21 protein-coding genes are annotated in these 20,018 nt (G+C 60.7%); 4 read left to right on the plus strand and 17 right to left on the minus strand.

All coding sequences use genetic code 11. The features are described from left to right. Nucleotides 1-145: 145 nt before the first annotated feature. The gene (locus PSH86_RS21730; protein ID WP_116834261.1) at nucleotides 146-1,036 is read right to left on the minus strand and encodes an AraC family transcriptional regulator; all 891 of its coding nucleotides are present in this window, start codon (nucleotides 1,034-1,036) and stop codon (nucleotides 146-148) included. Between the two features lie 179 nt (nucleotides 1,037-1,215). On the opposite strand from PSH86_RS21730, the gene PSH86_RS21735 reads away from it, so the two are divergent. After that, on the plus strand, nucleotides 1,216-2,268 hold the full coding sequence (locus PSH86_RS21735) for an NAD(P)-dependent alcohol dehydrogenase (RefSeq protein ID WP_305484829.1): 1,053 nt from the start codon (nucleotides 1,216-1,218) through the stop codon (nucleotides 2,266-2,268). Nucleotides 2,269-2,274: 6 nt separating this feature from the next. Here PSH86_RS21735 and PSH86_RS21740 read toward each other — a convergent pair whose 3' ends face one another. From PSH86_RS21740 to PSH86_RS21760, 5 genes are all read right to left on the minus strand, one after another. After that, the gene (locus PSH86_RS21740) at nucleotides 2,275-3,078 is read right to left on the minus strand and encodes an IclR family transcriptional regulator (protein WP_013693986.1); all 804 of its coding nucleotides are present in this window, start codon (nucleotides 3,076-3,078) and stop codon (nucleotides 2,275-2,277) included. A gap of 59 nt (nucleotides 3,079-3,137) precedes the next feature. Beyond that, a complete protein-coding gene (locus PSH86_RS21745; protein WP_109754365.1) occupies nucleotides 3,138-4,448 on the minus strand; it encodes an MFS transporter in 1,311 nt (436 codons plus the stop codon). 187 nt (nucleotides 4,449-4,635) lie between these two features. Continuing rightward, complete coding sequence (gene dgoD / locus PSH86_RS21750) at nucleotides 4,636-5,784, minus strand: galactonate dehydratase (RefSeq protein ID WP_003179439.1); 1,149 nt, start codon at nucleotides 5,782-5,784, stop codon at nucleotides 4,636-4,638. A gap of 49 nt (nucleotides 5,785-5,833) precedes the next feature. Further along, on the minus strand, nucleotides 5,834-6,454 hold the full coding sequence (locus PSH86_RS21755) for a 2-dehydro-3-deoxy-6-phosphogalactonate aldolase (RefSeq protein ID WP_047228220.1): 621 nt from the start codon (nucleotides 6,452-6,454) through the stop codon (nucleotides 5,834-5,836). Nucleotides 6,455-6,473: 19 nt separating this feature from the next. After that, complete coding sequence (locus PSH86_RS21760) at nucleotides 6,474-7,457, minus strand: 2-dehydro-3-deoxygalactonokinase (protein ID WP_249015395.1); 984 nt, start codon at nucleotides 7,455-7,457, stop codon at nucleotides 6,474-6,476. 188 nt (nucleotides 7,458-7,645) lie between these two features. Between PSH86_RS21760 and PSH86_RS21765 the strand changes: the two genes are divergently transcribed. Further along, on the plus strand, nucleotides 7,646-8,278 hold the full coding sequence (locus PSH86_RS21765; protein WP_109754367.1) for a glutathione S-transferase family protein: 633 nt from the start codon (nucleotides 7,646-7,648) through the stop codon (nucleotides 8,276-8,278). Nucleotides 8,279-8,283: 5 nt separating this feature from the next. Here PSH86_RS21765 and PSH86_RS21770 read toward each other — a convergent pair whose 3' ends face one another. After that, the gene (locus PSH86_RS21770) at nucleotides 8,284-8,766 is read right to left on the minus strand and encodes a GNAT family N-acetyltransferase (protein ID WP_109754368.1); all 483 of its coding nucleotides are present in this window, start codon (nucleotides 8,764-8,766) and stop codon (nucleotides 8,284-8,286) included. Between the two features lie 188 nt (nucleotides 8,767-8,954). Here PSH86_RS21770 and PSH86_RS21775 point away from each other — a divergent pair, with 188 nt between their 5' ends. Further along, entirely contained in the window at nucleotides 8,955-9,296 is a 342-nt protein-coding gene (locus tag PSH86_RS21775) for a hypothetical protein (RefSeq protein WP_305484836.1), read from the plus strand. Between the two features lie 32 nt (nucleotides 9,297-9,328). Then, nucleotides 9,329-9,709 (plus strand): Rho termination factor N-terminal domain-containing protein, encoded by a 381-nt coding sequence (locus tag PSH86_RS21780; protein ID WP_163857481.1) that lies wholly within the window; start codon nucleotides 9,329-9,331, stop codon nucleotides 9,707-9,709. Between the two features lie 142 nt (nucleotides 9,710-9,851). Here PSH86_RS21780 and araH read toward each other — a convergent pair whose 3' ends face one another. The 10 genes from araH to PSH86_RS21830 form a co-directional block, all read right to left on the minus strand. Continuing rightward, nucleotides 9,852-10,820, minus strand: coding sequence for an L-arabinose ABC transporter permease AraH (gene araH, locus PSH86_RS21785; RefSeq protein ID WP_003204223.1), 969 nt, complete (start codon nucleotides 10,818-10,820; stop codon nucleotides 9,852-9,854). A 10-nt stretch (nucleotides 10,821-10,830) separates the two neighbouring features. Continuing rightward, complete coding sequence (araG, locus tag PSH86_RS21790) at nucleotides 10,831-12,375, minus strand: L-arabinose ABC transporter ATP-binding protein AraG (RefSeq protein ID WP_305484840.1); 1,545 nt, start codon at nucleotides 12,373-12,375, stop codon at nucleotides 10,831-10,833. Nucleotides 12,376-12,451: 76 nt separating this feature from the next. Next, nucleotides 12,452-13,456 (minus strand): substrate-binding domain-containing protein, encoded by a 1,005-nt coding sequence (locus tag PSH86_RS21795; protein WP_109754372.1) that lies wholly within the window; start codon nucleotides 13,454-13,456, stop codon nucleotides 12,452-12,454. Nucleotides 13,457-13,631: 175 nt separating this feature from the next. After that, complete coding sequence (locus tag PSH86_RS21800; RefSeq protein WP_053186253.1) at nucleotides 13,632-14,450, minus strand: SDR family oxidoreductase; 819 nt, start codon at nucleotides 14,448-14,450, stop codon at nucleotides 13,632-13,634. Nucleotides 14,451-14,686: 236 nt separating this feature from the next. Next, the gene (locus tag PSH86_RS21805) at nucleotides 14,687-15,562 is read right to left on the minus strand and encodes an SMP-30/gluconolactonase/LRE family protein (RefSeq protein ID WP_176689323.1); all 876 of its coding nucleotides are present in this window, start codon (nucleotides 15,560-15,562) and stop codon (nucleotides 14,687-14,689) included. Next, complete coding sequence (locus PSH86_RS21810) at nucleotides 15,559-16,305, minus strand: FadR/GntR family transcriptional regulator (RefSeq protein WP_109754374.1); 747 nt, start codon at nucleotides 16,303-16,305, stop codon at nucleotides 15,559-15,561. The genes PSH86_RS21805 and PSH86_RS21810 overlap by 4 nt, the downstream gene beginning before the upstream one ends. Before the next feature lie 179 nt (nucleotides 16,306-16,484). Beyond that, entirely contained in the window at nucleotides 16,485-17,045 is a 561-nt protein-coding gene (locus PSH86_RS21815) for a DUF1285 domain-containing protein (RefSeq protein WP_163857476.1), read from the minus strand. A 13-nt stretch (nucleotides 17,046-17,058) separates the two neighbouring features. Then, nucleotides 17,059-17,664 carry a DUF4823 domain-containing protein gene (locus PSH86_RS21820; protein ID WP_109754376.1) on the minus strand — a complete coding sequence of 202 codons (606 nt, stop codon included), beginning with the start codon at nucleotides 17,662-17,664 and terminating at the stop codon, nucleotides 17,059-17,061. Between the two features lie 227 nt (nucleotides 17,665-17,891). Next, nucleotides 17,892-18,860 carry a GTP 3',8-cyclase MoaA gene (locus PSH86_RS21825; protein WP_014339493.1) on the minus strand — a complete coding sequence of 323 codons (969 nt, stop codon included), beginning with the start codon at nucleotides 18,858-18,860 and terminating at the stop codon, nucleotides 17,892-17,894. A 155-nt stretch (nucleotides 18,861-19,015) separates the two neighbouring features. Then, nucleotides 19,016-19,654 carry a TetR/AcrR family transcriptional regulator gene (locus PSH86_RS21830; RefSeq protein ID WP_109754377.1) on the minus strand — a complete coding sequence of 213 codons (639 nt, stop codon included), beginning with the start codon at nucleotides 19,652-19,654 and terminating at the stop codon, nucleotides 19,016-19,018. Between the last annotated feature and the right edge of the window lie 364 nt (nucleotides 19,655-20,018).

Raw genomic sequence — 20,018 nt, forward strand, 5'->3', positions numbered from 1 at the left:
TTTTTGTTGCCTGCTATTCCGACGACCACACCGAACCAATGTGGGAGCGAGCCTGCTCGCGATAGCGTTTTTCCATTCAACACAGATGTCGACCGATACACCGCTATCGCGAGCAGGCTCGCTCCCACAAGGGAACATCACAGGCTCAAGCTGCGCGCTCTTCCCCGGGGTTGCGTTCGAAGTAGCGCTTGTACTCCCGACTGAACTGCGACGGGCTCTGATACCCCACCTGATGCGCCACCTGGGCCACGCCCATGCCTTCGATGAGCAGCAGCCGCTGGGCCTTGAGCAGGCGCAAGCGCTTGAGGTACTGCACCGGCGAGAGCAAGGTGCTGCGCTTGAAATGCTCATGGAAGGTTGAAGCGCTCATGTTCGCGCAACTGGCCAGTGTCTCGACGTTCAGTGGCTCGGTGAAGTGCGCATGCAAATGGCTCAAGGCCACGGCAATCCGAGCGAACTGGCCTTGCTGCTCCACCAGCGCCCGCAGCACATCGGCCTGGGGCCCGCGCAACGCGACGAACAGCAACTCCCGCAGCCGCGCCTGGCCCATGACCTGGCACTCCAACGGATCGTGCAAACAGCGCAACAAACGTTCGACACACCCACGCATGGCGTCATCAAGCACGGCGCAGGTCATCGATTCCGGCGTCTGCGGCGCCAGGTTCCGACCCGGTACCAACCCCATGGCCAGCACCAGTTCCCCCAGCATCGCCCGATCGATCGCAACGGAAACCCCAAGCAGTGGAGCATTGGGCATGGCGTAGGTTTCGCATTCGAACGGCACCGGCAAGGCCTGGATCAGATAATGCCCGGCGCCATATTCCAGCGTGCGAGGCCCCAGGTACGCCAGTTTGCTACCCTGGGCAATGATCACCAGACTCGGTTCGTAGAGCTGTGGGCCACGGGCGACGTCCTGACTGGCCCGAAGCACATGTACGCCGGGCAGTGGCGTCGGGACGAAACCGTCGCGGGTCGCCAAAGGTTCTATCAATGAAACCAGCGTAGCGTTGGCATCGAGATGGCGGGTCAACAACATGGACGAAAACTTCACGAAAAAAGGGATGAAACCATCATCGCAGGTCTGGCGCCACATAGGATCAAATCCTGGCCAAGACCGGAGGATTAGGCATGACAGGCGGAGGAATCGCCATCGCCGCACACCGACAGGACTCCCAGAATGAACCCCTCACCGTTCACTGCTTAGCGAGGTCCATCATGTACACAGCCATCGGATATGCCGCCCAGTCGGCCACCACTCCCCTCGCCCCCATGAAATTCGAACGCCGCAGCCCGCGAGCCGACGATGTGGCAATCGACATTCTCTACTGCGGCGTCTGCCATTCCGACATCCACCAGGCCCGCAATGAATGGGGCATCGCCGTTTATCCGCTGATGCCCGGCCATGAGATTGTAGGAAAAGTCACCGCCGTCGGTGCGAATGTCACCCGCTATAAGGTCGACGACCTGGTGGGCGTTGGCTGCATGGTCGACTCCTGCCGCGAGTGCGAAGCTTGCCGCGCTGACTTGGAGCAATACTGCTACCAGGGCATGACGCAGACCTACGCCAGCCCGGATCGTATCAGCGGCGGCCACACCATGGGCGGTTACTCCAACAGCATCGTGGTCAGCGAGCATTTCGTGCTGCGCATCCCGCAAAACCTCGACCCGGCCGGTGCCGCGCCGATTCTCTGTGCAGGCATTACCACTTACTCGCCCCTCAAGCACTATGGCGTGAAGGCTGGCGACAAGGTCGGCGTGCTGGGCATGGGTGGGCTCGGGCACATGGGCATCAAGTTCGCCAAGGCCATGGGCGCGGAAGTGACGTTGTTCACCCGCTCGGCGAGCAAGGCTGAAGAAGCCCGTCGCCAAGGTGCGGACCACGTGATCGTGTCTACCGACGCCGAGCAGATGGCCGCTGCCGCCGGACGTTTCAACTTCCTGCTGGACACCATTCCGGTGCAGCACGACCTCAATCCCTACCTCGACACCTTGCGTTTCGACGGCGTGCATATCCTGGTAGGTCTGGTCGAGCCGATTGATCCGCCGGTGCATGCCGCAAAACTGATCATGGGTCGTCGAGTCCTGGCTGGCTCGTTGATCGGCGGTATCGCAGAGACTCAGGAAGTGTTGGATTTCTGTGCCGAACACAACATCAGCTGCGACATTGAAATGCTCGACATTCGCCAGATCAACGAGGCCTACAGCCGCATGATCGCTGGGGACGTGAAGTACCGCTTCGTCATCGACATGGCGACCCTCAAGGCCTGACGTTCGTCAGACCTTGGCACCCAGCTCCGCCGATAGCCGGGCTGTAACCCCTTTGACCAGGGGAATCAGCTCGGCCATTTTTTCCAGCGGCATGTACGGCACGGTGCTGGCGATGCTGATACCGGCGACAATGCGCTTGCCAGCGTCGCGAATCGGCGCCGCCACGCAACGAATCGACGGTTCGTTGTCTTCCAGATCGAAGGCATAACCTCCCGCCACGTACTCCACCATCCGTTGCTGGAACTGTTCCCAGGATTGCTCCTGATGCTGGGGCCAGAACTGATTCTTCCCGCCGGCCGGCAGGCTGATTTCGTACAGCCTTTTCCATTGTTCTTGCGAGTCATCGAGCATCAGTGCCTTGCCAATCCCGGTGCGCGCCAAAGGCATGCGATGGCCCACGCGCGAGCGCATCTCCGGGCCGTTGCGCCCCGGATTTTTCAGCAGGTACAAGACTTCGTCGCCCTCGCGAATCGCCAGGTGAACGGTGTCGCCGGTAAGAGCCGACAACTCATCCAGATACGGCCCGGCCAGGCTCACCAGTGGCAGTTCTTCCCGGGCCTGGAAACCCAGTTCGATCAGCTTCGGCCCCAGCAGGTAACCCACTTGCGGCACCACGCGCAGGTAACGTTCGTCCACCAGGCAACTGGCCAGGCGATGGGTGGTGCTGCGGGTGGTGCCGATCAGCCGGGCGATTTCCTTCAAGTCACGGGCGCCGCTGGCGACCGCCTGAACCACACCCAGGCCACGCAGCAATGTCTGCGTGCCTGTAGGCGCGGCGTCCTTGGTGATTTTTGGATCGTCTTGCTGCATATCCGGCCTTCAACAGTGAGCGGGGAACGGGCGGCATTATGGTCGCCCGCCCCGTCGGACTACAACTCGATGCGCTCGACCTTCCCCACCAGCAAGATGTAGGACAGCGCCCCCACCAATGCCAGCACGGAGATATAGGTGATGGCCGGGGCAAACGAATCGCCGCTGGCAAGGAAGCCAATGACGATAGGCGTGGCGATGGCCGCCAGGTTACCGATGAAGTTGAACACCCCACCGGTCAACCCGAGCAGTCGCGCCGGCGCCAGTGTCGAGACCAGCGACCAGGTGATCGACGCCAGGCCGTTGCCGAAGAACGCCAGGGCCAGGAAGGCGATGACCAGAGGCGTCGACTCGACAAAGTTGGCACCGATGATCGATGTGGAGATCAGTAATCCGCCAATGATCGGCAGCTTGCGCGCGAACCCCACGCTGCTGCCACGACGAATCAGCCAGTCGGAAAAGAACCCGGAACACAGCACGCCGACAAACGCCGCGAGAAATGGCAGCGATGCCAAAAGGCCGGACTTGATGAAGTCCATGCCGCGATATTTCACCAGGTAGGTCGGGAACCAGGTCAGGAAAAACCACAGCGTGGAGTTGAGGCAGAACTGCCCCAGGTAAATGCCCCACAACTTGCGTTGGGTCAGGACAATACCCAGGTCGGTCCAGCTGAATTTCGCCTTGGCCTTGGCGGTATCGGCCTGGATATCCACCAACCCACCGCCTTCGCGGATCAGTTCGATTTCAGCGGCGTTGGCGCCTTTGAAATCCCGTGGCTCGCGATACACCGCGTACCAGATCGCCGCCCAGATAATGCCCACCGCGCCCGTGGCGACAAACACCATGTGCCAGCCGAAGGCGTGTTGCAGCCAGGCCAACACCGGCGTCAGGAAAGCCAATCCGACGAACTGCCCGGAGGTGTAGAAACCGATGGCCGTGGCCCGCTCACGTTCAGGGAACCAGGTAGTGACCACGCGGCTGTTGATCGGATAAGCCGGCGCTTCCAGAGCACCGACCGCCATGCGCAGCACGAACAGCGCGATGAAACTGGCGGCGAAGCCAAGCATCACCGTGGCCACCGACCACAACAGCAGCGCCACGCTGTAAAGAATGCGTGGCGGTACTCGGTCCACCAGCCAGCCACCAGGGATCTGCATGGCCGCGTAGGTCCAGCCGAACGCCGAGAAAATCAGCCCGACGTGGATCGGGTCGATGCCCAGGTCACTGGTCAGTGCGGGCGCGGCAATCGAGAGGTTACTGCGGTCCAGGTAATTGATCACCACGGTGATGAACAGCAGGACCATGATGAAAAAACGCTTGCGGCTGGGCGTCACCAACGACGCTTGCGCGCTCAGGGTGTGCGCTTGCATGTGAGGTGCCTCTTTTTATGTTTATTGAGGAAACGGGCATACCGAGAAGGATCTCCCTGTCTACGGAGATCAACCTGTGGGAGCGAGCCTGCTCGCGATAGCAGTGGGTCAGTCACCCATAAGCCAATTGACACACCATCGCGAGCAGGCTCGCTCCCACAGGGGAACCGGGTGGATCAGGCGTGACTCACCACTCGGCAAAACTGCCATCGGCATGGCGCCAGATCGGGTTGCGCCAGCGATGGCCGATAGCCGCGCGTTCGATGACGTATTCCTCGTTGATCTCGATACCCAGGCCCGGGCCATTGGGGATTTTCACGAAGCCTTTGTCGTAGTCGAACACCTGTGGATCCTTGATGTAATCCAGCAGGTCGTTGCTCTCGTTGTAGTGGATGCCCAGGCTCTGCTCCTGGATGAACGCGTTGTAGCAGACCGCGTCCAGTTGCAGGCACGCCGCCAGGGCAATGGGGCCCAGCGGGCAGTGCAGGGCCAGCGCCACGTCGTAGGCCTCGGCCATGTTGGCGATCTTGCGGGTTTCGGTGATACCGCCGGCGTGGGATGCATCCGGTTGGATGATGTCCACGTAGCCTTCGCTGAGTACGCGCTTGAAGTCCCAGCGCGAGAACAACCGCTCGCCCAGGGCAATCGGGGTGCTGGTCAGCGGCGCCAATTCCTTGAGGGCTTCGTAGTTTTCGCTGAGCACTGGCTCTTCGATGAACATCAGCTTGTAGGGATCGAGCTCCTTCATCAACACCTTGGCCATCGGCTTGTGCACCCGACCGTGGAAGTCCACGCCAATGCCGACGTTCGGCCCCACCGCGTCCCGCACCGCCGCGACGTTGGCCAGGGCCAGGTCGACCTTTTCAAACGTGTCGAGAAATTGCAGCTCTTCGGTACCATTCATTTTCACCGCCGTGAAACCCCGCGCCACCGCCTCTTTCGCCGCGCGAGCGGTGTCCGCCGGTCGGTCGCCGCCGATCCACGAATACACGCGGATCTTGTCGCGCACCTGGCCACCGAGCAAATCGCTGACCGACACACCCAAGGCCTTGCCCTTGATGTCCCACAACGCTTGGTCGATACCGGCCAGGGCACTCATGTGGATCGCCCCACCGCGGTAGAAGCCGCCGCGATACAGTACGGTCCAGATGTCTTCAATGTTGCGTGGGTCTTTGCCGATCAAGTAGTCAGACAGTTCTTCGACGGCCGCCGCCACCGTGTGGGCACGGCCTTCAACCACGGGCTCGCCCCAACCGGTCACGCCCTCGTCGGTTTCGACCTTGAGGAAGCACCAGCGCGGCGGAACGATAAACGTGGTCAGTTTGGTGATTTTCATCTTGTTGTCTCTCTTGTCAGATGCAGCGCCCGGGGCGCTGGAAAAGTCTTCAGTTCAAGGCATTCCACGCGGCCACGTAGGCCTTGGCGCGCACCGCCACCTCATCTGCCGTCAGGCCTGGCTTGAACAGCCCGGAACCGAGGCCGAAACCCTTGACCCCGGCCTCGACGAACACCGCCATGTTGTCCGGCGTGATCCCGCCCACCGGCACCAGCACGGTCCCGGCCGGCAGCACCGCGAGCCAGGCCTTGACCACCGCCGGGCCCATTTGCTCGGCGGGAAACATCTTCAGCACGTGGGCGCCTTCGGCCAGTGCGGCAAAGGCTTCGGTGGGCGTGGCGACGCCTGGCGACAGATACAAGCCCGCCGCTTTCGCCGCACGCAGCACCTTCGGATCGCTGTGGGGCATGACGATCACTTGTCCGCCAGCGGCTTTCACCTGCTCGACCTGTTCCGGCGTCAGCACGGTGCCGGCACCGATCAGGCAATCGGCGGGCAAGGTACTGCGCAGGATGCGGATACTTTCGTACGGCTCGGGGGAATTGAGCGGTACTTCGATGACGCGAAATCCGGCGCCGTACAGGACTTCGCCGATGGCCGCCGCCTCTTCGGGACGCAGACCACGCAGGATCGCGATCAGCCCGTTGTGTGCCAGTGCTTGTGTGAGCATGTCAGACCTCCAGTCAGGTTTAACGCGATGCGGTGGAATCGAGCAGCCCGGCCGCCACGGCCAGTTGCCACAAACCACGTTCGGTGGCCTGTTCGGCCAGGGTCACCCGGGCGAAACCGCAGGCGTCGAGAGCCCGTTGATAACGGGCGCAGAGTTGGGAATTGCCGATCAACACCACGGCGGGCAAGTGGATGCTGTCGCGTCGCCGACGCTGCACGGTAGCCAGCGCCGTCAGTTCATGGCCGATCAACAGGCCAGAGAGATAGTCCGCCTGGGCGCTGGCAGCGAGTTCGCCGGTCAAGCCCAGGCTGCGGGCGCTGAACACGGTGGACAACGGACCGATCTCGCCGTCCACCGACAACGCCACCTGCACGCCGCGATCGAAGGCCTGGCCGTCGAACGTCGCGCCGCGCTGCTGGGTGCGGCCGAGAATGCTGTGGTCACTGAGCACGGCGAAGATCTCGCCGGTCATGAAGGTGTCGAAATGCACGATGCAACCATCGGCCACTTCCACCCATTTCGAGTGGCTGCCGGGCAGGCCGATCAGCACCGCTCCGTCCGGCAGGTTATGCAAGGCGCCGAGCACCTGGGTCTCTTCGCCGCGCATGACGTTGGGCAGCCGTGAACGCTGGATCACGCCGGGTACGATGTGCACATCGACACCGCGAAGACTACGAACGGTTTGTAGGGAATGTCCGAGATTGGCGACGTTGGCGGGCGTGTCGCAGTAGGGTGCTTCGCGCCAGCCCTGGGCGCTGCCGACCATACCGCAGGCTATGACAGGCAGGCCCGGCTGAGCATTGAGCCAATCGCCACAGGCCTCATCGAAGGCCAATTCGAAGCCGTCGATGCACACCTGGCCAGCCAGGGTTCGTGGCCCGGAGGGCAACTGCATGATCCCCGATGACAGCGAACGCTGTTCGAGCACCTCGCCCCCGGCGGCGAGTTTGTAAGCCCGTAATGAGGTGGTCCCCCAATCGAGCGCAATCAATTGCGCCTGCATCCGTTTCACCTGTTCTGTTTTTTGGCAGTGAGTGAGACGGACTATAAACCTGAGCGCAATAAAATCTCAATATATAAATATCACTCCCACATATTGGGATTTAGTACATCAACAACAAAGCCAATCGCCATCCGCCCAAGACCCTGCTACGTTTCTGCCCGGACGCCAAAAAACTCAGGGACAAAGTGATGGGACAACAGTTGAAAATCCTCGGCCGCACTTCTTCAATCAACGTCAGAAAAGTGCTGTGGACCTGTCAGGAACTGGAGATCGCCTTCGAGCGCGAAGACTGGGGCATCGGCTTTGCCTCGACCCAGGACCCGGCGTTCCTGGCCTTGAATCCCAATGCCCAGGTGCCGGTAATCATTGATGAGAATGGCGTGCTCTGGGAGTCCAATACCATTTGCCGTTACCTGGTGGGCAAACATGGGGCCGGCGACCTGCTGCCTGTCGAACCTGCCGCCCGAGCACGCATCGAACAGTGGATGGATTGGCAGGCCACGGAACTCAACCCGTCATGGGGCTACGCCTTCCACGCCTTGGTGCGCAAGAATCCGGACTTCCAGGACCCGCAGCGCATCGCCGCTGGCATCAAAGGCTGGAACCAGAAGATGGGTTTGCTCGAACAGCAGTTGAACCGCACCGGCGCCTACGTGGCCGGTACGAAATTTTCCCTTGCGGATGTGCTCATCGGCCTGTCCGTCCACCGTTGGCGCCAGACGCCCATGGAGCGTCCTGACTACCCGGCCGTGGCCGCCTATTGCAAGCGACTCGAACAACGGCCGGGGTTTGCCGAGTACGCTGGCGACGCGTACTCCTGAGACGCTCAATTGCCTTGGGCGAAATCCCGGAGCACCTTGCCGTCCATTCGGTAGCGCACCCATTCTTCCTGGGGTTGCGCGCCGAGGGATTTGTAGAAGTCGATGGCCGGGGTGTTCCAGTCCAGCACGCTCCACTCGAAGCGACCGCAGTCGTTGTCGCAGGCGATCTTCGCCAGGTGGCGCAACAGCGTCTTCCCTGCACCGCCACCGCGCTGTTCAGGGGTGATGTACAAGTCTTCGAGGTACAGGCAGTTGCTGCCCAGCCAGGTGGAGTAACTGAAGAAAAACACCGCGAAACCAATCGGCACGCCGTCACGCAAGCAGATCAGCCCGTGGGCGGTCGCGCCCTCGCTGAACAGGCTGCGCTCGATGTCGGCCACACTGGCGATGACTTCGTGGCGGGCCTTTTCGTAATCGGCCAACTCGGTGATGAAGGCAAGGATTTGAGGCGCATCGCTGGGTTGCGCAGGACGGATCTCGATGGACATGAACAGGCCTTGTAGCCAATTGAAAGCGCCATACTAAGCCGCCACGTGCCGCTCGTCACATATCGATCGAACTATTTGATCGCGACACGAACCCACCTTCAAAAGCGCCATTCGTCGCGCCCCAGGCACCAACCCAAATCCAGTGCAGCCCAAGATCAGGCAAGCATTCTAAAAATGGAGGCGACACCATGATCACTTCAAGGCTGACTGCATTCACATTCGCCACGCTGCTGTCCTCGGTAGCTTTCGCGGCATCCACCGCTGGCACCGGGCCGACCGATCCGGTGCAGCCACCCAACTCTCCCGCGACCGAAGGCATGCCCAAGTTGAATACCGACGGCATTGGGGACCTGAACAATGGCCAGCCTCCCGCCACTGGCACCGATCCGCGCGTACAGGGCAATGACATGGGACGCCAGGGTGGAATGAATACGCCTGACTCCACCACCCCCGACAACGCAGGTACCGGCGTGGGCTCGAAAACCACGACCGGAGGTTCGGGTTCCGAAGGTGGCGCCGCCAGCCAATAGCCTCTGCTTAGATATTTGAGGAGGAACATCCCATGCCTCGTGGAAGCAAAGACAAATACACCGCCGAGCAAAAGCGCAAGGCCGAACACATCGAAGAGAGTTACGAGAAGAAGGGCCTGTCCGAGGACAAGGCCGAGGCTCGCGCGTGGGCGACGGTGAACAAGCAATCCGGCGGGGGTGAGCGCTCCGGCGGTTCGGGCAAGGCAAAACCGGCCGCAGAGAAGAAGACCGACCGTAAGGAATCGGCCCGCCGCGCAGCCAAGACACGCGAAGGTCATCCGCGCACCAGCACGGCCTCTCATGAAGCCCAGACTGTGGATAACCTGATGAAAGAAGCCCGGGCGAAGAACATTCCCGGGCGTTCGAAGATGCGTAAGCAGGAGTTGGTCGAAGCGTTGCGCAAGGCGGGGTGAGTGTTCGCGTCAGGGAGGACGCTATCGCGAGCAAGCTCGCTCCCACATGGGGTCTGTGCTGTGCTGAGGTTCTGGGCTCTGACACAAAGACCTGTGGGAGCGAGCCTGCTCGCGATGGCGGCCGGCTCGGTTGGCGCAGGTTTCAGCGTTGTTTCAAGCGGTCAATCACCACCGCCAGCAACAGGATCGAGCCGCGGATAACGTATTGGTAGAAGGTGTCGATGTTCTTCAGGTTCATCGCGTTTTCAATGATCGCCAGAATCAGCACGCCCGCAATGACATGGCGAATCATGCCGATACCACCGCTCAACGACACCCCGCCCAGCACGCAGGCCGAGATCACGGTCAGCTCGAAGCCCTGGCCAATCATCGGCTGGCCCGAGGTCATGCGCGACGCCAGGATCACTCCGGCCAGGGCGCCGATCACGCCATGCACGGCGAAGATGATGATCTTGGTGCGATCAACGTTCACCCCTGCCAACAACGCCGCTTCCTGGTTGCCACCGATGGCCATGGTGTTGCGCCCATAGGTGGTGTAGTTCAGCAGCCAGCCGAAAAACAGGAAGCAGGCGATGGTGATCAGGATCGGCACCGGCACGCCGAACAATTGGCCGTTGCCGAATACGAAAAACGATTCCTGGGACACACCCACCGCTTTGCCGTTGGCGAAGATATAGGCCAGGCCCCGGACGATCTGCATGGTCGCCAGGGTGGTGATCAAGGCGTTGACCCGCAGCTTGGCGATGACGATGCCATTGATCAGGCCGACGATCAGCCCCATCACCAGCGCAGCGCTGACACCGAGGAATACGCTGTTGGTGTCGCGCATCACCACCGCCGCGACCACGCCGGCACAAGCAATCACCGAACCGACCGACAAATCGAAGTGCCCGGACGCCAGGCAATACAACATGGTGCAGGCCGCGATGCCGGTGGTGGAAATCGCCAGGCCCAGGCCACGCATGTTCAGCGGCGACAGGAAGTTATCGATCATCAGGGTGCAGAGCACGAAGATGCCGATGGCCGCCAGCAGCATGACCCAGTCGTCCAGGAAACGGCGCAAGTCCAGGGGTTTGCGTGCCGTTGGCAGTGCATTGTTTTGAATGGTCATGATTTACCTCTCAGTTCGCCGCGTCGGCAACGCGTTGGCGCGGCAGCGCCAGTTGCAGCAGGTTGGATTCGTTGGCCTGGTCACGCGGCAGCTCGCCGCGCATGGCCCCTTCGCACAGGACCAGGACTCGGTCGGAAATGCCCATCACTTCCATCAGGTCGCTGGACACCACGATCACCGCGATGCCCTCGGCCGCCAGGTTGTGGATAATCTGGTAGATCTCCGCCTTGGCGCCGATGTCGATGCCACGGGTCGGTTCGTCCAGCAGCAGGACTTTCATCGGCATCGACAGCCAGCGACCGAGAATCGCCTTCTGCTGGTTACCGCCGGACAGGTACATGATTTTCTGGCTGGCCGCCGGGGTCTTCACTTTCAGCGACTTGATCTGCTTGTCAGCGTTGCCCCGCTCCCAATCACCGCGCAACAGGCAGCCAAGGGCGGAATGAGCCGGGCGCGCACTGATGTTGATGTTCTCGCCCACGCTGCCCAACGGGATGATGCCTTCCTTCTTGCGATCTTCCGGGCAGAGCAGCACGCCCGCGGCGATGGCATCGCGGGGTGAACGCAGTTTCAGTTCCTTGCCGTGCAGCACGAGGCTTCCCTCGCGCTGACGCTCCAGGCCACTGAGCAAACGCAACAGCTCGGTACGACCGGCGCCGACCAGACCGAACAAGCCGAGGATCTCGCCCTTGTGCACCTGGAAACTCACCGGTTCGCGCAAGCCCGGCCCCAACAGGTTCTTGACTTGCAGCGCCACATCGCCGCGCTCCCGAGGACGGTAATCATAGATGTCCTGGATATCGCGGCCGACCATGCAGGTGACGAGCTGATCATGGGTCAACTCGCTCATGTTTTCGAAGGTGCGGACATAACGACCGTCCTTGAATACCGTCACTGCATTGCAGATACGGAACACCTCTTCCATGCGGTGGCTGACGTACAACACCACTTTGCCCTCGTCTCGCAGGCGGGCGATGATCGCCATCAAACGGTCGATTTCACGGGCCGACAGGCTACTGGTGGGTTCGTCGAAGGCAATGACGTGGGCGCCCCGGGACAAGGCCTTGGCGATCTCCACCAATTGGCGCTGGCCGAGGGACAGGCGACCGACTTTTTCCTGCGGGTCGATTTCGTCGGCCAGGCCCTTGAGCAGTGTCAGCGCCTGCTGGCGTAGCACACCACGGTTGACCAGGCCGAAACGTGCCGGCAAATGGCCGAGAAACAGGTTTTCCGCGACGGTCATTTCCGGCACCAGGTGCAGCTCCTGGTGAATCACCGCCACACCGCTGGCGATGCTGTCAGCGGTGCCCTTGAAGGCCATCGTCTGTTCGCCGATCTGCAGGTCACCGCTGCTCGGGATGTAGGCACCACCGAGGATCTTCAGCAACGTGGACTTGCCGGCGCCGTTTTCACCCATCAAGGCATGGACCTGCCCCGGATGGGCAACGAAACTGATATTGGCCAGCGCCTGCACGCCGGGAAAGGACTTGCCGATCCCGTTGAATCGCAAGCTGCCGCCGATGTTGTGTTGCCGTGTCGCTGTTTGCGCTTGCATAACCACCTCGAACTCACAGAGATCAAGCGATCCCGGTCACTCAGGTAACCGGGGTCGCTTTTGAATCAACCGACCGTCAATTCCACAGGCCGATCTTTTCCAGCTCCTGCTTGAAGTTCTCCCGGGTGATCAGCGTCACCTCGTCCATCGCGGTGTACTTCGGCGGTTCCTTGCCGGTGGTGATCCACTCGTACATCATTTCGGCGGTCTTGTAGCCTTCGATGTGCGGGCTTGGCAGCATCGAACCGAAGAAGCCGCTTTTCGGTTTTTTCAGCTCACCGATGGCGTCGGTACCGTTGATACCAATGCCGATCACGTTGTCGGCCTTGAAGCCGGCCGCTTCGGTGGCGCGTACGCCGCCCAGCACGGTGTTGTCGTTCATGCCGCCGATGATCAGATTCTTCGCGGCGCTTGGCAGCTTCACCAAGGCCGAGTTGGTGGAGTCCATGCTGCCGGGTACGTCGAGGGTCTTCAGCGCGGAATAAAGGATGTGGTCTGCCGGCATCCCGGCCTTCTTCAGGGCATCGACCGAACCGTCGGTGCGCTTCTTGCCGGTGTCCAGCTCGTTGAAGGTGTTGATCACCGCGTAGGTATCTTTCCAATCCCAGTTACGCTTTTTCGCTTCAGCAGCCATGGCGGCGCCCTGCTTCTGGCCCACTTCGAACGCGGCCATGCCCAGGTACGGCACGTCTTCCATGAACTTGCCGCTGGCGTCGACGAAGCGGTCGTCCACGGCAATCACCTTGAGATCGTTGAGCTTGGCCTTGGCCATGATGGCCGGGCCGAGGGACACGTCCGGCGGGCAGATCACAAAGCCCTTGGCGCCGTTGGCGGCCAGGCTGTCGATGGCCGAGAGGGTTTTCTCGCCGTCAGGCACGGCGATCTTGATCAATTCGAAGCCCTTGTCCTTGCTCGCCTTCTCGGCGAACGCCCATTCGGTCTGGAACCAAGGCTCCTCGGCCTGCTTGACCAGGAAACCGATTTTTACGGGATCAGCTGCCAGCAAGCTGCTGCTGAGGCTGACCGCGGTAACCGCCAGGGCGGCGCGACACAGGGAACGGATCCCACGACGATGATTCATAGCTGACTCCTTGTTTTTTTTATTGAAAGCCAAACGTCCAGGGTTCTGCTCCACCGTCGGTGGAAATGCGCAGGCTGGGCGGTTACATCAAGTTGCTACACAGCATAGGTCTAAATAGTCATATCGTATGATGATTGGATTACAGGCGAAGTTTCCGACTGCAATCCGGAAATATTCAGTCGTGATACATGACCGAACGTCCCCCATCGATGGTGATGCATGAGGCATTGATAAACGGTGCTTCGTCACTGGCCAGGAACACGGCTGTCATTGCCACTTCGATCGGTTGCCCGACGCGTCGTGGCGGGTGCAGGTCCAGCGCACGCTGACGTTCGGCATGGGGATCGGCGAAGCCGTTCCAGTAGTCGACGTTCAGTTGGGTTTCGATATACCCCGGGGCGATGGCGTTGACGCGTACCCCTTTGGGCGCGTATTCGATGCCCAGGGCGCGGGTCAGGCCGAGCAGGCCATGCTTGGCCACCGGGTACGGGAAACAGCCGGGAATGATGTGGGACGAATGGACCGAGGCAATATTGATGATGCTGCCCACGCCCTGCTCGATCATCTGTGGCAATACCGCCTTGCAGCCGTACCAGGCGCCATCCAGGTCGATGGCGAAGCAGCGACGCCAGTCTTCTTCGGTCATTTCCAGCGGGTCACGGAAGACATTGACGCCAGCGCAGTTGACCAACACATCGATGCGCCCGTGCAGCTCGACGGCGCGACGGGCCATGGCCTGCAAGTCCTGCTGCTTCGACACATCGGCCTGCAGCGCTTGCACATCGGCCCCGCGCTCCCGCCAATGAGCCGCCACCGCCTCGACCTTCTGCGCCTGGATATCACTGATCACCAGTCGAGCCTGTTGCGACGCGAACGCGGCGACGATGGCCTCGCCGATGCCTTGGGCTGCACCGGTCAACAACACGACCTTGTCTTTCAGGCGCTCACCCTTCGGTGGCTCCGGCACAGGTGGCAAGACCAAGGGCTCAGCCATGGTTCAAGACTCCTGTACGCGGGCACGACAAAAACCGGGCATCCACGGATGACCGGCGCAAAGGCGCTTGTAAGAACAGTGGCCGGCGTACGCCACCGGGGCGTACGGGGAAAGATCGTTGCATCACTTCACCTGTTTTGTTTTTTTAGTGTGAGTGCGTATTGCCGATGGAGCCGACTATAAACCCGGCCGCCAAACAATCTCAATATATATATTTACATCCCATATTTTGGGATTTAGCCTGCAAACCGTGTACACGCCACGCCGGGCACATCGACACGCATCGACAGCAGCGCACCGTCCAGCGGATGACCCAACGGGCTCGCGGCGCTGGTGATGTACAACGTCTTGAGGTCTTCACCGCCGAACACACAACTGGTCGGGCGGCTGACGGGCAGTTCGATCACCCGATCGACCTGGCCATCCGGGTTCAGGCGCAACAGGCAACTGCCGTCCCAGCGGGCGTTCCAGATGTATCCCCGGGCATCCATTGCCGAGCCATCCGGACCGCCACGCGGGTGTGGACCGAACCAGACCTCGGCAGGCGCCAGGTTGCCTTCCGGGTAGATAAAGTGCCGATACAACGTGCCATCCAGGCTGTCGCCGAAATACACCGTGGTGCCATCGGGGCTCCAGACCAAGGTGTTCGGAATACCCAGCCCGCGCAACAGGGGCAGGACACGGCCATCACTCCCGACGCGAAAAAGGCCGCCGGACCGGTGCTCGATCGGCAAGTCCTCGCCTTCGGCACCGATGTTGTTCTGCATCGTGCCGAGCCAGAGCTGGCCCAGGGCGTCGCAACGGGCCTCGTTGGCACGATTGCCTGGCTGGGGATCGGCCATGCACAACAGCGTCAGGCGCGGCTCCAGGCCCGGCGAATCAAGATCAAGGCGGTAGACACCGCTGCTCAGGGTCACCAAGGCGTCGCCATTTTGGGTCGGTATGAAGGCGGACACATGCTCGGGCATCTGCCAGATATCAACATTGGCGCCGATCAACCGCAGTGCCTGCTTGCCGGCGATATCAACCCAGTACAATGCCTGGGTCGGCTCGTCCCAGAAGGGCCCCTCGCCCAATTTCGCCCGGTGTTCCGTCACAGCCGTCCACTTCATTGAAACCTCCTGTTCCCGACTTGCCCGGCGGCGTCTGTTCGACCAGCCATGACATTGGGGTAAAAGCGTTTGATTGCCAGGTCGGCGTTATCGATCAGGGTCATGCAGGCCCAGACACCCCGCGCCGCGTCACGGGCGGCGATGGCGTCGGCGATGTCCTTGTGGATGGGCAAGGTACGGCGCAGCTCATCCGGGTCGGCCGCCGACACCTCGAACGACACCGCAAGCAGCGCCCCCAGGGCCGGGACCATTTGTTCGATGAATTGATTATGGCTGGCGGCGAGGATGCACTCGTGGAAAAACTGGTCGGCGCGGTTGTAATCGGCGCCGCTGTCCACCGCCCGCTCCAGCGCATGGTAAGCCAGGCGGATCGCCTGCACCTGATCGGCGGTGGCCCGCTCGCACGCCCAGCGCACTGCCATCGGCTCGATGGTACGGCGCAGGTCCAGCAAGTCATCGACAAAGTTTTCCGGCAGGCCGCTGCGTGACAACCAGCCCACCACTTGGGGATCGAACAGGTTCCAGCGTCGCACCGGCAACACCCGCGTGCCGACTTTCGGCCCGACTTCCAGCATGCCCTTGGCGACCAAGGTCTTGATCGCCTCGCGAATCACCGTGCGACTGACGCCCAGTTGCTCGCCCAAGTCCGCCTCGACCTTGATGGTCTGCCCAGGCTTGACCTGGCCGGCGGCTATCCAACTGCCCAGCCAATCGACGGTCGACGCATGAAAACTGCTGGACATGAAAACCCCGCGGGCCACTCTTATTGGAGGCCCACGCTAATCATCATATGATTGGGTGTCAATTTGAATTTTACGGCTTCACTCCTGTGGGAGCGAGCCTGCTCGCGATAGCGGTGGGTCAGTTAAGGCCGGGTTGACTGTGCTGCCATCATCGCGAGCAGGCTCGCTCCCACAGAGGATCAGGGTTCCAGGCCTATGGGGAAAAACTCTCCGCCGCTCCACACGCCCAACCAACGCTGCCCATCGATATCGCGACTGACCGCCAGTTCCACCAGTTGGTAGAACACATTGCGATGGATCAGCGCTTCCAGATTGCTGCGCACATGCACGTAGGGCGCTGGCTCCTGGGTCTGGGGGTCGATCACCACCCGCAACGGGTGCTCGACACCGGCCTCGGTGGTTTCCTCGACATTGGTGGTAAAGCGCAACAACTGCCCTTCCCCGTGCCCTTCGACCTCGAGGGTCACGGCCACGAACGGCGCGTCATCGACCTTGATGCCGACTTTTTCCACAGGGGTAATCAGGAAGTAATCATCGCCGTCGCGGCGGATGATGGTGGAGAACAGCTTGACCATCGGCTTTCGCCCAATGGGCGTGCCCAGGTAGTACCAGGTACCGTCCCGGGCGATGCGCATGTCGATGTCGCCGCAGAAGTCGGGATTCCACAAGTGGACCGGTGGCAGGCCTTTGGTCTTGGGGATCTGTCCCAGCAAGTCATTGGCTTTTTGCGGTCCGCTCATGGTGACTCCTTAGTTACTCGTCGCTCATCCCCAGCAGGCTGCGGGCATATTCACGCAAAGGCGTGGCGATGAGGTCTTGTGGCTGCTTGTCGTGCAACGTCAGTAAACCGCCACGACTCTTGATACGTGCAGTATCAATCAAATACTGAGTGCTGGTCTCGATCAACATGATTTGAATCACGCTGGTATCGACACCCAGGCGATCCACGGCTTCCTCATCTTGCCATTCGTCAGTGTTGCCGATGCGGTTGTCGGCCTTGGCGAACCGGGTGTACAGCAGGTAATGGGCACCGGCGGAACGGGCTTCACCCATGGCCTGGTCGAGGCCTTCGGGAGTACGGGCGCGACGGACCATGGGGAAATATTCGATGAAGCCATTGAAGGCTTCCTCGGCCACGACATTGGGACGCGGATAGGCGCTGCCTGGCGGAGCGAAGGCTCCCTGGGCAATGTAGATGAACGAGTCTGGCTGGATACGCAGGTTGTTTATACGACGGCTGTCGCTATGGTCCAGCAGGCCGGCATCGCTCATGTGATAACGAACGCCCTCTCCCATGTCGCTGACATTCATGCAACCGCCAAGCACCAAAACGGCCAGCAGCAAAACCAGGCTACGCATCCTACCCTCCAAAAACCGGTGTCGGAAAACCGGCGAATGGTCGTGGGATGCAGCTTTTGCGCCAGTCCTTGGGATCGGTTGGATTTTCAGTGGCTGCTCCTGTGGCGAGGGAGCTTGCTCCCGCTCGGCTGCGAAGCAGTCGTAAAATTCCCAAGGGGCCGCTTCGCTACCCAGCGGGAGCAAGCTCCCTCGCCACGGGAATCACTGCATGCAGTTAGGTATTTCGCTCAGCCGCCGATGATTTTCATGATGGTCGCGCCGCCGGAGAACGCCACTTCCTGCTTGTCCCCCAACGCCTTGACCAGCAAGCGCTGAAGGGCTGGCAAGGCCTGATGCCGCGGTTTGTCCAGTAGATCGCCGACAAAGTGTCGGTTACTCGAAGACAGGCAGCCATGCAGCCAACCCGTCGAGGACAGCCGCAGCCGGGAGCAGGTACGGCAAAAAGGCACGCTTTCATTGGCGATCACACCAAAGTGCCCCAGCCCCGGTATCTCATAACGCACCGCCGTGGCATCCACCGGTGCGTCGGCTTGCAGGTATTCGTACTGATCGCCGATCAGGCTGAGCAGTTGCTGGAGGCTGACGAACTGCTGCAGGAATGCGTTGGAGTCGCTGGCCAGGTGGCCCATGCGCATCAACTCGATGAAACGCAACTCATAGCCACGTTCCAGGCAGTATTCGAGCAACGGCATCACCTGATCCAGGTTCTGCCCGCGCAACGGCACCATGTTGACCTTGATCTTCATCCCGGTGGCCCGGGCCTGTTCCATGCCGTCGAGCACGGTCGCCAGGTCGCCGCCACGGGCGATACTGCGAAACGCAGCGGGGTCCAGGGTGTCAAGGGAAACGTTGATCCGGCGAATGCCAGCGTCTACCAGCAAAGGCAGTTTTTTCGCCAGCAACTGACCGTTGGTGGTCAGGCTGATGTCTTCCAGCCCCATCTGTCCCACCGCCGTCATGAAACGTTCGAGCTTGGGGCTGACCAGCGGCTCACCGCCAGTGATGCGCAGCCGCTCGATTCCGGCGGCCTCGATCAAATAGGCTACGCCGCGTGCCATGGCTTCGGCTGACAGTTCATCCTGCGCAGCCACCAACCGCTTGCCATCAGGCACGCAGTAGGTACAGGCGTAATTGCAGGCAGAAGTCAGGCTGATCCGCAAATTGCGGAAACGCCTGCCTTGACGGTCAACGATCATGGATCACTCCGGCGAAAGAAGAATCGGACCTGTGAAACTTGACCTCTAAATCAAGATTTCGCAAGACCCAAGCCTGAGTATATTACTGGGGCACTGCGCCATGTAAGCGGACATGGCGCAATAAGACAGCTGAATGTCTTGGCCTGTGCGGCCAATCAGCTACTCGGGACGTCGGTATCGCGCTTGCGCTTGTTGCCCATGCGCACGCCAATGTCCATCAGGAACTGGAAGAAGCCTTCCTGGTCTTCCAGCACATTGCTCCAGAACGGTGAGTGATACAGCGCCACCGCGCCGTGCACCAACGCCCAGGCTGCGCAGTAATGGAAGTAAGGCGGCACGTCTTCGAGCTTGCCTTCGCTGATCCGGCCTTTGATCAGCTGGGTCAGGCGTTCGAAGTTCGAGGCGCGGATCTTGTGCAGTTCCTCGACCATCTCCGGCACCTGGTTGCCCTTGACCACCTTTTCTTCCAGGCGGTCGAACAAGCGGTAGCGCTGCGGGTCACGCATGCGGAACTCGAAGTAGGCCCGCGACAGGGCTTCCTTGTCCTTGTCCACATCCGCCGAATGCAGCAGCTCGTTCAAGTCGCGCTCGTAATCGAGCATCAGGCGCAGGTAGATCTCCGCCTTGGATTTGAAATGTTTATAAATCGTGCCTTTGCCGATACCCACGGCATCCGCAATCATCTCGACGGTGACACTGTCTTCACCCTGGTCGAGGAACAACTTGAGCGCGGTGTCGAGAATTTCCTGCTCGCGGCGGCGAAACTCACGGACCTTACGGGGTTCTTTGTGCATAAGAAAAAGGTCTGAAGGGTCAAAATTCGAAGCCGGGTATTATGCCTAACTTACGCAAAAATGCACGGATCATCCGCTCTCGGCCACTGTTCTTCACAAAACCGTACACACCCGGCCCGCCGTTTCCCACGCCAATGTACCGCGCCTGCGCGCTTTGACGACAGTGAGAACTTATCCGAAGCGAGCGTATTCCAAATTTGTTTAAAAACCACCCCGGCCCGACTGGACGCGTTGGCATACTGATCAATACTTCAACTGTCGGCGCGACATCTCCCCCAAGTGACGCGCTGATAAAGGTACCAACGGACCGCGTGCCTTTGTTTTACTCCTAATGGTCTTAACCCGGATTCACCCCCCAGAACCC

The organism is Pseudomonas sp. FP2300, from assembly GCF_030687595.1.
Taxonomy (GTDB): domain Bacteria; phylum Pseudomonadota; class Gammaproteobacteria; order Pseudomonadales; family Pseudomonadaceae; genus Aquipseudomonas; species Aquipseudomonas bijieensis.